This is a genomic window from Phenylobacterium sp. J367 (assembly GCF_024699985.1).
Lineage (GTDB): Bacteria > Pseudomonadota > Alphaproteobacteria > Caulobacterales > Caulobacteraceae > Phenylobacterium.
Genome location: NZ_JAJONA010000001.1, coordinates 1,330,043 through 1,342,825, shown reverse-complemented (window position 1 = coordinate 1,342,825; position 12,783 = coordinate 1,330,043). Strand labels below are relative to the sequence as shown.

Below are 12,783 nucleotides of genomic sequence, written 5' to 3'. Positions count from 1 at the left end.
CTACTCCGCCGGCGCGGGCGCGGCCGCGCCGGTGTTGGGGGTCGGGGCCGTGCCGGCGGCTTCGAAGGCCTCCGAGCGGCGCTTCGCCAACGCCTCGCGGGTCGTCTGGTAGGCCTGGCGGTCGATGCGGTAGCGGCCGTAGCAGACGGCGGCGAGCACGCCCGGGATGGCGGCGAGCACGCCGTCCCACAGCGCCAGCTTCTGCAGCACCTCGAAGTCCACCTGGCCGGGCGACGCCTTGTCGGGGAAGGCGATCAGGGTGATCACGAAGCCGGCCAGCGCCGTGCCGATAGCCTGGTCGAGCTTCGCGGCGAGCGCGCGGGTGGAATAGAGGATGCCCTCCTGCCGCACGCCGTGCTTCAGCTCGTTCTCGTCGGCGATGTCGGCCAGGGCCGACATGATGCTGATCTGCAGGATGCTGACCGCGGCATAGCCGGCGGTGGCGAAGGCGATGAGGATCGGCAGCAGCCCGGGGGTGTCCGCCTTCAGCACGCCCAGCAGGCCGAGCGTCGTCGGGATGCCCGGGATGACGGCGTAGGCCACGGCCGACCAGATGGCGGTGCGCTTCTTGTCGAACCGGCCGTGCATCTTCGCCGCGAAGACGAAGGCGGTCACATAGCCGATGAAGCTGCCGATGATGAACAGCCGCATGTCGCTGGAGGAGATCTCCCACAGGAAGCTGTAGACGTAGAGGCGCAGGCCCTCGCGCAGGCCCAGCATCATCGACAGGAAGAAGTAGCCGGCGAGCAGCCAGACGTAGTTCACGTTGGTCAGGGCCTTGGCCACGTCGCCGAAGAACTCGCGCAGGCTGAACCGCGGCGTGTCCTCAGAGGGCTTCGGCAGGTAGGGGATGCGGTCGCGGGTGAACCAGGCCGAGGCCGTCAGGATCAGCACGATCGCGACCGACATGGCGAAGGCGAAGTCGTTCCAGGGCCCGGGATTCAGCAGGCCGTTATGGAACGCCGGGGTCTGCGGGAAGAAGAAGGTCAGCGCCACGAAGGACAGGCCGGCGCCGCCCACGAAGGTGAAGAAGCTGTTGTAGGCCATCACCTTGGAGCGCTCGAGGTAGCTGGCCGCCAGCTCCCCGCCCAGGGCCAGGTGCGGCGTGTGGAAGAACGTCATCGCCCAGCGCATGCACGAGACGCTGACCCCGCACCAGACCGCCAGGGCGAGGTCGGAGAGGCCGGCGGGCGGACTGAACACCGCGAACAGCGCGAGCGCGATGGGGATGGGCGCGGCGAACATCCAGGGGTGCCGGCGGCCGAGCTTCGAGCGGGTGCGGTCCGAGAGCGAGCCCACCACCGGCTCCAGAAGTCCGTCGGCCACGAGGCTGATGGAGAGCGCCAGGCCGACCCAGGCGGCGCTGACGCCCAGCACCTGATTGTAGAAGAGAAGCGCGAAGCTGGAGACCGAATAGAGCGCGATCATCTCGGCCGCGCTGCCGACGCCGAACGCCAGCTTGGTCTTCAGCGTGAGGCGTTCCGCCTCCCCGGCCTGGGTCTGCGCCACGTCGTCTTCCTCCCCTGGACGCCGCTCTCGAGGGCGGCGTTGCCGTTCAGGAAGCCCGGGTTGCGGCGGGCCGTCAATCGAAAGTCCGGTACGGTCACGGTCCGCGGGATCGATCCGGCCCGCTGCACATTCTAGGACGGCTGAGCTTCCACCGGAGCCAGCGGGGGCCGAAAGGCGAGCGCGATGCAGATGGAGACTGGATCCGCGCGCGGCGACCTGTCGCGCAGCGTGGACGACGACCTTGGCGCGATCTTCCGGCCCGTGGCGGCGGAACCGGCGCCCGCGGCCGCACAGGCCCAGGCCTTCGAACCCCGCGCCGTCAACGCAACCGGCCGCGCCGCCCGGTTCGGCGGGATCGCCGCCGCCGCCCTGGCCGGCCTGGCGGTCGGCGCCGTCCTGATGGATCCCCGCCCCGTCCGCACCGTGGCCGCGCCGACCGAGCCGCACGTGCCGATCGTCGTCGCCGAGGCGCCCCAGCCGCCCCCGCGCGCCGAGCTGCCGGCCCCGGTGTTCACGCCGCCGCCAGGTCCCGTCACGCCGCCGGTGCAGTCCGCCGCCGTTGCGCGGGAGGCCCCGCCGGCGCGGATCGTGAAGGCGAACTCGAAGACCAAGGCGAAAGCGAAGGCGGCCGGCGGCTGCGAGCGGCTGTCCGGCGGCGCGCGCGCCCGTTGCGGCTATCCGCAGGTGCTGGCCGCCGACCGCCAGCTCCGCCGCGCCTATGCCCAGGCGACCCGCGCCGGTGTCGAGCGCGGCCGCCTGGTGAGTTACCGCAATCGCTGGGCGAACCTCCGCCACCGGGCCGACGACCAGCCGACCCGGGTCGCCGCCGCCTATGGCGACATGGCCCGCGACCTGTCCCGCCTGGCGCGCGAGGCCCGGTCGTGAGCACCACCGGCGGGGCCCTCGTCTATGCCGTCGGCGACGTCCACGGCTGCTATGACCTGATGAAGGCCCTGCTGGCCGACATCGCCGGCGACTATGCGGCGCGCGCCGACGGGCGCAGGCCGATCCTCGTCTTCCTCGGCGACTATGTGGACCGCGGCGCCCAGTCGCCGAAGGTGCTGGAGGCCCTGCTCTGGCTGCGCCGTCGGCCGGACATCGAGGTGCGGCTGCTGCGAGGCAACCACGAGCAGGCCCTGCTCGACTTCCTGGAGGCCCCGGAGCGGGGCGGCGGCTGGCTGGCCTACGGCGGGGCGGAGACCCTCATCGCCTACGGGGTCGAGCCGCCGGAGCATCCCGCCGCCTTCGCCCGCGCCCGCGACGCCCTGCTGGCGGCCATGCCGGCGGCGCACCTGTGGCTGTTGCAGCGGCTGGAGCTGATGGTGACGGTGGGCGACTACGCCTTCGTCCACGCCGGCATCCGGCCGGGCCAGCCGCTCGCCGCCCAGGCCGAGGCGGACCTGCTCTGGATCCGCGGGCCGTTCCTGGAGGCCGCCGGCCCGCACGAGAAGGTGATCGTCCACGGCCACACCTGGCTGGACGCCCGGCCGCAGCTCCAGGACTGCCGGATCGGCGTCGACACCGGCGCCTTCGCCACCGGGGTGCTCACCGCCGTCCGCCTGGACGGGGAGGATCGCGCCGTCCTGCAGGCCCGCGCCGCCGCGCCGGCGGACGCCTAGTCGTTCTTGAAGTAGCCGCTCCAGTCGGGTTCGCCGCGCAGGCGGCGGAAGACCCGCAGCATCCGGGGCCGCGTCAGCGCGAAGGCCGCCCACGCGCCCGTCAGGGCCAGGCTCGCCAGGTAATTGCGGAAGGCGAGATAGGAGAGCGCGAAGAGAAGCACGGTCGTCGCCGTGCAGAAGAGGATGGCGCGCAGGTCGCGTGGCCTCATCAGATCACCCGTGGCTGGCAGCTTTGTCCCTCGTCTGTCGGCTCAACGACCAAGCCCCCCGCGCCGTTGCAGGACGGTCGCGAGAATGTCGGAGGATCGATCGCGGCGTCCCGGGCGTTCCGATGAGGCCAGGGGCGCCGTATCGGGCGGCGCGCCCGATCTGCGTTTCAAGAGGACGGGGTCCATGAGCCAGCATTCCGACGACACCTCCCTGTTGCACGGCGTCGACGAGCCGGGCGGCGCCGTTTCGAGCTACGAGGCCGGAGAGCCGCGCGACAACGACGGGACCGACGGGGGCGACAGCGATGGAACGGACGGCGCCGACAGCGATGGAACCGACGGCCACGACGCCGATGGAACCGACGGTGACGCCGGCGACACCGACGCGACCGACGGCGACTCCACCGACGGCACGGACGGCGACAGCGCCTGACGCCCGGCCTGACCCCGTCTCGCCCGCCCTCTCCGGCCTGCTCGGGCCGGAGGGGAGCCGGCGGCTCCTGACCGAAGCCTTCGGACGCGACGCCTGGCGCGGGCGGATCGGCTTGGACGCCGCGCGCGCCCTGTTCGGCTGGCCCGAGCTCAACGCCGCGCTGGCCGAGCACCGCCTGGCGCCGCCGAGGCTCAGGCTGGAACGCGGCGGCGACTGGACGAAGGGCCTTTTCCGGACCCGGCGCACCCGCCGCGGCGAGACCCTGTTCGACCTCGACGCCGCCGTCCTCACCGAGCGGCTGCGCGACGGGGCGACGCTGATCCTGGACGCGGCCAACGAACTCAGCCCGCCGCTGCAGGCGCTCTGCGCGGGCCTGTCCGCCGACTTCGCCTGTTCGTCCCAGGCCAATCTCTACGCCTGCTGGGGGGACCAGCCAGGGGTTCGATGTCCACTGGGACGACCACGACGTTCTGGTCATCCAGGTGGAGGGGACGAAGCGCTGGCGGCTCTATGGCTCGACCCGGCCCGCGCCGACCCGCAAGGCCGAGACCTCCGGCCACGAGCGGCCCGCCGATCCCGTCGACGAGCTGGACCTCGCGCCCGGCGACGTCCTCTACCTGCCGCGCGGCTACTGGCACGCCGCCCAGGGCCGGGGGGAGCCCACCCTGCATCTCACCGTCGGCCTGACGCGCAAGACCGGCGGCGACTTCCTGCACTGGCTCGCCGACCACCTGCTCGCCGAGGCCGACGTCCGCGCCGACCTGCCGTTCGAGCGGGGCGAGGCGGCGCTCGCCGCCCGGCTCTCGGACCTGCTCGCCCGCGCCGCCGCCCTGGACCCCGCGGAGCTCGCCCGGGCCTATCGGCGCCGCGTGGAGGCGGCCCAGCCGCAGCGCGCGAAACTCTCCTTCCCGGCCCTCGGCGCGGCGGACGAGACCTGGCCGCCGGACGCGCCCTTGGCCTTCTCCGACGGCGCGGTCCGGGTCGCCCCCGGCGGGCCCGGCGAGGTGGTGCTGAGCTGGCGGGGGACCGAGTTCACCGTCGCGGCGAGCCTGGCCGGGCCGCTGCGCCGGCTGGCGGCGCGGGAGCCCCTGACCTACGCGGAACTGGCGGCGGCCCTGCCCGACGCGGACCGTCCGAAGCTGCCGGCGTTTGTGGGCGAGCTGGTCCGGCGTGGGGTGCTGGTGATCGGGCCGCTTGCGTGAGCTTCTGTTCGCGCGCCGACCTCGCCGACGGGGCGCCGGCCGCCGGCACCGGCGTACGGGCCGGCGCCTATGTCTTCCTGCCGGTCGCCAAGCGGCTGTGGCAGGACCGGGAGCTGAACACCGGCTGGGCCTCGCCCGAGGAGCTGTCGGCCATCGCCCAGGCCCGCAAGGGCGGCGTGGTCACCCGGCTCTACAATCCGCCGAAGGGGACGCCCGGCGCGCGCTGCCCGGTGCTGGTGCACGCAAGCCCGCGGGCGTCGGCCGCCCCGGGACTGGCCGCCCTCCTGGAGGTGGTGGGCCGCCGCTGGACCGTGGAAGCCGAACCGAGGCCTCGCGTGGCGATCTGCACCCACGGCACCCGCGACCGCTGTTGCGCCAAGTTCGGCTTCGCCGCCTTCAGCGAGGCGAAGCGGCTGTTCGACGCCGGGCTCTCGCCCTTCGCGCCGCTCGAATGCTCGCACCTGGGCGGGGATCGGTTCGCGGCGACGGGCATCTTCTTCCCTTCCGGCAGCATGTACGCCCACCTGGACAGCCAGGACCTCGCCGCCCTGACCGCCCGGGAGGCCGAGGGGCGGCTCGATCCCGCCCATTACCGCGGTCGGGTGTTCGAGGGGCCGGTCGCCCAGCTCGTGCGCGCCGGCCTCGCCCGCGACGGCATCTTCGACGCGGCGACCGCCCCCCTTCACCTGCGCCGGGAGCCGCACGACGGGCCCAGGGTGGAGGCCACTCTGCCCGACGGACGCCGCTTCGAGATCGCGCTCGGACAGGTGGAGGTGCATTTCTTCGCCAGTTGCGAGAAGCTGGCCGCCGGCCAGCAGGCCGCGGGCCGGCGGCTGGTCTACGCCGGCGCAACACCGCTCGACCCGGGGACGGGCGGCGGCCCGGGCCAGAAAGTTTCGCCGCAGCGGGAATAGGTCCGGCTTCGGCGGCGTAAGCCTGGATATGAGCCGCAAGTCGGAGAGCCTCGACGTCGTCCAGCATCTGCCCCAGATGCTGCGCTACGCCCGCGCGCTGGTCCGCGACGCCTCCGCAGCGGAGGATCTCGTGCAGAGCGCCCTGGAGCGCGCGCACGCTAGGCGCGCCACCTTCCGGGACGGGGCCGACCTGCGCGCCTGGCTGCTCGCCATCCTGCACAACGCCTTCGTGAGCGCCGAACGCAGCCGTCGCGCCGCCGCCGCCCGCGACGCCGCCGCGGCCCGGACGGCCCCCGTGGCGGCGGAGCCCGTGCAGGAACACGCCGCGGACCTGCAACTCGTCCAGGCGGCCTTCCGCCGGCTCAGCCCCGAGCACCGCGCCGTGCTGCACCTCGTCGCGGTGGAGGGCCTGTCCTACCCGGTCGCCGCCGCGGCGCTGGAGATTCCGGTGGGCACGGTGATGTCGCGCCTTTCGCGGGCGCGCGCCGCGCTCCGCGCCGAGCTTGGCGGAGCCGAGGCGCCGGCCCGGCCGAGGCTCAGACTTGTGGGAGGCGAAGATGACCGGTGACGACCGTATCGACGACCTGGACCTCAACGCCTTCATGGACGGCCAACTGGACGAGACCGGCCGCCGCGCCGCCCTCAACCGCCTGGCCCAGGACCCGGAGGCCGCCGCCCGGCTGATGGGCGACATGGCGCTGGCCCACGCGCTGCGCACCCTCGCCGAGGCCGAGACGGCCGATCCCTCACCGGCCCTGACCGCGAGCGCCCGGCGGCTGCAACGGGGGCTCGCGTGGCGGCCCTACAGGCGCTGGGCGGCCCGCGCCGCGTCGCTGGCGGCCGTCTTCGTGGCCGGCTTCTGGGCGGGCGCGGCCGACATGCCTGTGGCGCCCGGCGCCCCGGCCTTCGTGGCCGACGCGATCGCGTCGCACCGCACCGCCCTGCTGCGCGCGGCGATGACGTCCCAGCCCGAAACGCCACGCTACGACGCAGACGAGATCCGGGCCGCGACCGACATCGCCCTGCCGCCCCGGCCGGCGGGCTGGCGGGTCACCGACGCCCAGGTCTATCCGTCGGCCGAGGGCCCCAGCGTCGGCCTCTCCTTCGCCACGCCGTCCGGCGCGGTCTCCCTATTCGCGTTCCGCACCGACGAGCGGCGGACCATTGCGCCCACCACCATCCGGAGCGAGCCCGGTCAGGTCTCCTACTGGCAGGAAGGCGACCTGGCCTTCGCCCTGATCGGCAGGATGCCGGCTGGACGCCTCGAGGCGGCCGCCGAGGCGCTGGCGAGCGCCGATCTCCCCGCCCACGAGTCCTGATCCCGAAAGTCCCGATCCTATGCCCCGCCTGACTTTCGGCGTCGCTGCTCCCTGGTTCAGCGCGCCCACCCACAGCAACCCGCGCTTCGCCTTCTCCAGCGTCGCGGGCCGCTTTGTCCTGGTCGTGCTGCTGCCCGCCGACACCGCCCGCGCCCAGAGCCAGATCGCCCAGATCCTGGCCCGCGAGTCGCTGTTCGACGCGAGCCGGCAGATGGTCTTCTTCGTGGTCCGGGACCTGGCCCAGCACGCCGCCCGGCGCGAGACCCGGGGGGTCCGTTATTTCCTCGACGCCGACGGGGCGGTGAGCCGCGCGTTCGGCGCGCTCGACGACGCCGGCGAGCAGCCCTACGCCGTGGTCCTCGACCCGAGCCTGCGCACGGTGTTCACCGCCGAGCCGGACGATTACGGCCGCCTGCTGGCCTTCCTCGAGACCCTGCCGGTCCCGGACGGCCACGCCGGCGTGCGCCTGCATGCGCCGGTGCTGATCGTTCCCAGGATCTTCGAGCCGCCGCTGTGCCGCGAGCTGATTGCCTACTACGACGCCCGCGGCGGCGCGCCCTCGGGCGTCATGCGCCAGATCGACGGGAAGACGGTCGGCGTGCTCGACGACTTCAAGAAGCGCCGCGACGCGACCATCGACGACCAGGGTCTGAAGGACCGGCTTCAGCACCGGATCTTCCACCGCCTGCTGCCGGAGATCGAAAAGGCCTTCCAGTTCCGGGCCACCCGGATGGAGCGCTACATCGTGGCGGCGTACGACGCCGAGGAGGGCGGCTATTTCCGGCCGCACCGCGACAACACCACCGGCGGCACGGCGCATCGGCAGTTCGCCTGCTCGATCAACCTCAACGCCGAGCAGTTCGAGGGCGGCGACCTGCGCTTCCCGGAGTTCGGGACGCGCACCTACCGGCCGCCGACCGGCGGGGCTGTGGTGTTCTCCTGCAGCCTGCTGCACGAAGCGACGCCGGTCGTCAGGGGGGCGGCGGTACGCCTTCCTGCCGTTCTTCTACGATGAGACCGCCGCGCGGGTTCGCCAGGCCAACCTGCACCAGCTGGCGACCGAGGCGGCCGAAGCCGGCGAGGCGCGCGCCGCGTCCTAGCCCGGCGCCTCTGCGACTTCCGCCGCGGCGGCGCGGCCGGCGCGCGGGCAGGCGTCGTCATGGTGTCGTTGGCGACGGCCACCGCGTGGACGACCGCCGACGTCAGTTCCGGCGGCGTCAGCGTCCGGTCGATCAGGCCCTGGAAGCCCTTGTCCACCACCGCCCCGTAGAGGCCCTCGCTGGCCACCGCGGCGAGCCCCAGAATAGGCGTCGCCGCATTCGGCCCCCGCCGGGCGCGCAGCCGCCGGACGATCGTGGCGGCCGTGACCTTGGGCAGGTCGAGGTCGAGCAGGATTGCGTCCACCGGCTCCGCGCGGGCGAGCGCCAGGGGCGGCTTCGCCATCCGGGGCGACCAGGAGCTCGGCCTTCAGGGAGGACAGGCCTTCGACCACCCAGGCGCGCACGTCCGGATCGGCGGCGGCGATGAGCACGCGGATGCGTGGCGGCGGGGCTCCGTCCCCGAGGTCGGCGGCGGCCGCCGCCATGTCCACCCTTGGGGCCGGCGTCCAGAAGCTGAAGGCGCTGCCCTGGCCGGCCTCGCTGGACGCGCGGATCTCGCCGCCCAGCCCGTCGATGATGCCCTTGGAGATGGCGAGGCCAAGGCCGGCGCCGCGATAGAGCCGGTCGCCGGCCTCGTCGACCTGGCTGAACCGCTCGAACAGCCGGTCGAGGCGTACGGTGGGGATTCCCGGGCCCGTGTCGCGCACCGTCACATGCAGCCGCTCGGCCCCGTCGTAGGCGACCTCGAGGCTGACTGTCCCGGCATGGGTGAACTTCACGGCGTTGCCGAGCAGGTTGAGCAGCACCTGCCGCAGACGGTCCTGGTCGATGGACACCACCAGGTCGGGCGGCGTCCGATCGGCGAGGCGGAGTTCCAGGTCCTTCGCCCGCGCCTGGGGCTCCATCTGCGCCAGGGCCGCGGCCGCAAAGGCGCCCACCGGCGTGGGCTGCGGGCGGAAGGCGACCTGCTTGGCCTCCAGGCGGGAGAAGTCGAGGACGTCGTTCACCAGGCCGAGCAGGCCGCGGCAGGCCTCCTCCATCCGCTCGATATAGGTGCGGATCGGGTCGCGCAGGCCCGGCCGCGCATGGCTCAGCCGCGCGAAGCCCAGCACGCTGTTGAGCGGGCCCCGGAACTCGTGGCTCATGTCGATCAGGAATTCGGCGTTGGCCGTGGCCGCGAAATCCGCCTCGGCGCGGGCGGTCCGCAGCTTGGCCTCCAGCGCCTTGTGACCGCTGATGTCGCGGACCACGTCCTGCCAGGCCACCACCGCGCCGGTCTCGTCGCGGATCGCCCGTGGGTTGCCCTCGACCCAGACCATGGACCCGTCCTTGCGGATCATCCGGCACTCGATCCGGCAGGGATCGTTGCCGCCCAGCTCCAGGTGTCGCCGGAGTGCGAGCCGGGCCGCGTCGGCGTCATCCTGCGGCATCAGGTCGGCCACGTTGCGTCCCACGAGCTCCTCCGGGTCGTAGCCGAGGAGCTGCCGGCAGGCTCCGGTGACGAAGGTCAGGTTGCCGTCGCGCCCGTAGCAGCCGACCATGTCGTTCATCTGGTCCGCCAGAACCCGGTAGCGCTCCTCGCTCTCCGCAAGGGCTTCGGCGGCCGCCTGCTGCGCATGGACATCCCGGAGCAGGTTGACCACGCCGACGACGGCGCCGCTGCCGTCGCGGATCGGGCTCGGGCTGCCCTCGTACCACCGGTAGGATCCGTCCTTCTTGCGGACCCGGTAGCGGCGGTCCGCGGCGGGATCGAATACGCCCCGCAGCAGCGCGTCGACATTGGACCGCGCCCTGGCCAGGTCGTCGGGGTGGGCGAAGTCCTCGATCCGGCGGCTCAGCACCTCCTCGGGCGTGTAGCCCAGCACCCGGCAGGAGGGCGAGATGTAGCGCAGGCGCTGCTGCGTATCGAACCTGAGGACGATGTCGCTCATGCTCTCGGTCAGGAGCCGGAATCGCGCCTCGGAGTCCTGCGTGGCGGCGAGGGCCTCGCCGAGCGCCGCCTGGAGCTGGCTGGCGCGCGCCAGCCGGGCCGCGACGGGCACGCTCACGTGGAAGCTGACCGTCAGGAAGAGCTGCACGAACAGGAGCTTTTCGGTCGGCGTGCCGGGGAAGGTCGAGAGCTGTCCGCGCCCGACCATCACCCCTTCCACGGCGAGGACAAGCGCGGAGACCACGCCGACCGCGGCCCCCAGCGGCCCGAGCCGCCAGGCGACCAGCAGCAGCGCCACGACCACGAGATAGAGCAGCGACGCCGTTGAGAAGAGCAGTACAGCGACCTCCAGCACAAGCAGCAGGGCGAGCGGCCAGGCGCGCGGCCGCAGCAGGTCGCGCCAGGCGTGCCGGTGGGCGACGAGGACCAGGAGGCAGGGGGCCAGCGTCGCCATGCTGGTGAAGTCGCGCGTCGCCCAGACGACCGCGCCCGGCCAGAAGGGGAGGCCCAGGACGAGGACGTTCAGGAGGGCGGCGGCGGCGGCGGCCCGCGGTCGCGGCGATGGCGATGGCGGCGAGGTAGCGCCAGAGGTGGCCGAGGTCGGCGAAGTCCGGCGGGCGGCCGAGCCAGCGCAGCACCAGGCTGACCGCGAGCAACGACTGGGCGACGTGACAGAGCGACAGCGGCAGCGCGACGATCGGCGGCGCGCCGGCCAGGAGCGCCGACAGGCTCCGCCCGACCAGCGCCGCCAGGATCAGGCCCGGCCAGGCGCGTCGGGGCGCCAGCAGGAGGATCGCCAGCAGGATCGCGCTGACCAGGCTGACTGGCGTGAATTCCCGGGGACCGCGCGGCAGGGCGAAGCTCATCCAGCCGACGACGAAGATGACGAAGCCGACGCCGAACGCCCGCGCCGGCCCCCAGCGGGGCAGGCCGGTGACATGGCTCCGATCCCGGTCCAGACCCTCCGTCACAGGTCGTTTGCCCCAGGCCCTTCGGCGAACCTTGATATGCTGGAAAGCCGGCGCGCGGAAGACGCCCTTCCCCGGGGCGCGGCGTCCCGTCGCACAGGCCGTGCGCCTAGGGATCGACGCGGCCGATCCGCACGGCGTCCGACCCGACCGGCAGGGTGTAGAGGCTGCCGTCCTCGGCGATCGTCCAGTCGCCCTTGCGGACTCCGGCGACGCCGCGGGCGAACGCTCGCCGCGCCAGGGGATTATCCGGCGCCGGGAGCAGGTGATAGTAGGCCACCAGCTTCACCCCGGCGGCATTGCCCAGGGCGGCGGCCTCCTCCGGCGACACATGGTAGTCCTGCACGTCGTGCATGATCGCGGCGACCCGATCGCGGCGGACGTCGCGCGCGGCGGTCTCGAGCATCTCCACCAGAGGCCGCGAGATCGCCTCGGTGAGCAGCAGGTCCGCGCCGGCTGCGGCGCGCGCCAGCGGCGCATGGGCCTTGGTGTCGCCGCTGATCACCACCGAACGGCCACGATAGTCGAAGCGGTAGGCCAGCGCCGGCTGGATCGGGGCGTGGTCGACTTCGATGGCCGTCACCTTCAGCGATCCGTCGTCGAACACCACCGCGGTGCGGTCGCGGCGCGGCGTCGGGGCTCCCGGCAGTTCGATCGTCAGAGCCCGCATCGGCCAGGTGGCTGGCGGGGTGACCACAGGCCCGTGGTGCGCGGTGCGGTAGCCCTGGTCCAGGCGGTAGGCCCGGTCGAAGCCGCCCACCACCTCGTCGACGCCTGGCCCGCCATAGACCGCCAGCTGCGCGGCCCGCCCCCGGACCCAGGTCTGCAGGTTGAGTTCGCCGAGATCGCCGATGTGGTCGGAGTGGAAATGCGTCAGGAAGACGCCGCCGATGCGGTCGAGCGGCACGCCCCACTGCATCAGCACCTCGACGGACTCCGGGCCCACGTCGACCACGTAGAAGCGGCCGCCGGCCATCACCGCGACGCAGGCCTTCGCGCGGCGGGAACTCGGAAGCGGCGCGGAACTGCCGCAGACCGCGACCCTGAGCGCGTCCGGCGCGAGCAGGGCGGACTGGTCCCGGGCGACGACGTCCTGGAAAGCCCGGCGCATTAGGGCGTCCTGGACGGCCGGCAGGGCCAGCGCGCCAGCTGCGGCGGCGAGCACGCCCGCGCCTGCGGCCAGGCCCGTCCAGAGCCGCGGCCGGGCCTGGCCGCCGCCCTGCCGGGCCCGCCAGGCGAAGACCGCGGCGCCGACGACCTCGACGGCCAGGGCCACGAGGCCCTCGCGCCCAGGGACGCCCGCCACGGCGTCGACCAGCCGGCCGGCGACGATGGCGCCCAGCACGCCGGCGGCGGCCCACAGCGCGAGGGGCCGGCGCCCGAAGAGGCCGATGGCGGCCAGGGCCGAGAGCGCGAGGAAGAGGCCGCCCAGGTCGGCGCGAAGGGTCGAAACCCCCGCGTCGCCCAGGGCCGCCAGGTGCAGCCGCGTGGCCGCGGCCTCCGGCGCCAGCCAGAGGCCGAGGCCGAGCGCGGCGAAGAGCAGGGCATAGAGGCCGGTCAGGAACCCGCTGATCCGCATG

At 73.6% G+C, this 12,783-nt stretch carries 12 protein-coding genes; 8 read left to right on the top strand and 4 right to left on the bottom strand.

Features of this window, described 5'->3' with window-relative positions:
• Entirely contained in the window at window positions 1-1,509 is a 1,509-nt protein-coding gene (locus LRS04_RS07250; RefSeq protein ID WP_257815777.1) for an MFS transporter, read from the bottom strand.
• Window positions 1,510-1,692: 183 nt separating this feature from the next.
• On the opposite strand from LRS04_RS07250, the gene LRS04_RS07245 reads away from it, so the two are divergent.
• Entirely contained in the window at window positions 1,693-2,394 is a 702-nt protein-coding gene (locus LRS04_RS07245) for a hypothetical protein (RefSeq protein ID WP_257815776.1), read from the top strand.
• Window positions 2,391-3,128 (top strand): metallophosphoesterase family protein, encoded by a 738-nt coding sequence (locus tag LRS04_RS07240; RefSeq protein ID WP_257815775.1) that lies wholly within the window; start codon window positions 2,391-2,393, stop codon window positions 3,126-3,128. Before LRS04_RS07245 ends, LRS04_RS07240 begins: the two co-directional genes overlap by 4 nt.
• On the opposite strand, the gene LRS04_RS07235 is transcribed toward LRS04_RS07240, so the two are convergent.
• Window positions 3,125-3,337 (bottom strand): hypothetical protein, encoded by a 213-nt coding sequence (locus tag LRS04_RS07235; RefSeq protein WP_257815774.1) that lies wholly within the window; start codon window positions 3,335-3,337, stop codon window positions 3,125-3,127. The genes LRS04_RS07240 and LRS04_RS07235 overlap by 4 nt on opposite strands.
• A 184-nt stretch (window positions 3,338-3,521) precedes the next feature.
• On the opposite strand from LRS04_RS07235, the gene LRS04_RS07230 reads away from it, so the two are divergent.
• From LRS04_RS07230 to LRS04_RS07205, 6 genes are all read left to right on the top strand, one after another.
• Window positions 3,522-3,770 (top strand): hypothetical protein, encoded by a 249-nt coding sequence (locus tag LRS04_RS07230; protein ID WP_257815773.1) that lies wholly within the window; start codon window positions 3,522-3,524, stop codon window positions 3,768-3,770.
• A 407-nt stretch (window positions 3,771-4,177) separates the two neighbouring features.
• Complete coding sequence (locus tag LRS04_RS07225; protein WP_257819014.1) at window positions 4,178-4,972, top strand: cupin domain-containing protein; 795 nt, start codon at window positions 4,178-4,180, stop codon at window positions 4,970-4,972.
• On the top strand, window positions 4,969-5,886 hold the full coding sequence (locus tag LRS04_RS07220; protein WP_257815772.1) for a sucrase ferredoxin: 918 nt from the start codon (window positions 4,969-4,971) through the stop codon (window positions 5,884-5,886). The genes LRS04_RS07225 and LRS04_RS07220 overlap by 4 nt, the downstream gene beginning before the upstream one ends.
• Window positions 5,887-5,914: 28 nt before the next feature.
• Window positions 5,915-6,454, top strand: coding sequence for a sigma-70 family RNA polymerase sigma factor (locus LRS04_RS07215; RefSeq protein WP_257815771.1), 540 nt, complete (start codon window positions 5,915-5,917; stop codon window positions 6,452-6,454).
• Window positions 6,444-7,205, top strand: coding sequence for an anti-sigma factor (locus tag LRS04_RS07210; protein ID WP_257815770.1), 762 nt, complete (start codon window positions 6,444-6,446; stop codon window positions 7,203-7,205). The genes LRS04_RS07215 and LRS04_RS07210 overlap by 11 nt, the downstream gene beginning before the upstream one ends.
• Window positions 7,206-7,224: 19 nt before the next feature.
• Window positions 7,225-8,220 (top strand): 2OG-Fe(II) oxygenase, encoded by a 996-nt coding sequence (locus tag LRS04_RS07205; RefSeq protein WP_257815769.1) that lies wholly within the window; start codon window positions 7,225-7,227, stop codon window positions 8,218-8,220.
• Window positions 8,221-8,301: 81 nt separating this feature from the next.
• Here the strand turns inward: LRS04_RS07205 and LRS04_RS07200 are convergent, their stop codons facing one another.
• Window positions 8,302-10,761 carry a PAS domain S-box protein gene (locus LRS04_RS07200; RefSeq protein ID WP_257819013.1) on the bottom strand — a complete coding sequence of 820 codons (2,460 nt, stop codon included), beginning with the start codon at window positions 10,759-10,761 and terminating at the stop codon, window positions 8,302-8,304.
• Window positions 10,762-11,312: 551 nt separating this feature from the next.
• Entirely contained in the window at window positions 11,313-12,782 is a 1,470-nt protein-coding gene (locus LRS04_RS07195) for an MBL fold metallo-hydrolase (protein WP_257815768.1), read from the bottom strand.
• Between the last annotated feature and the right edge of the window lies 1 nt (window position 12,783).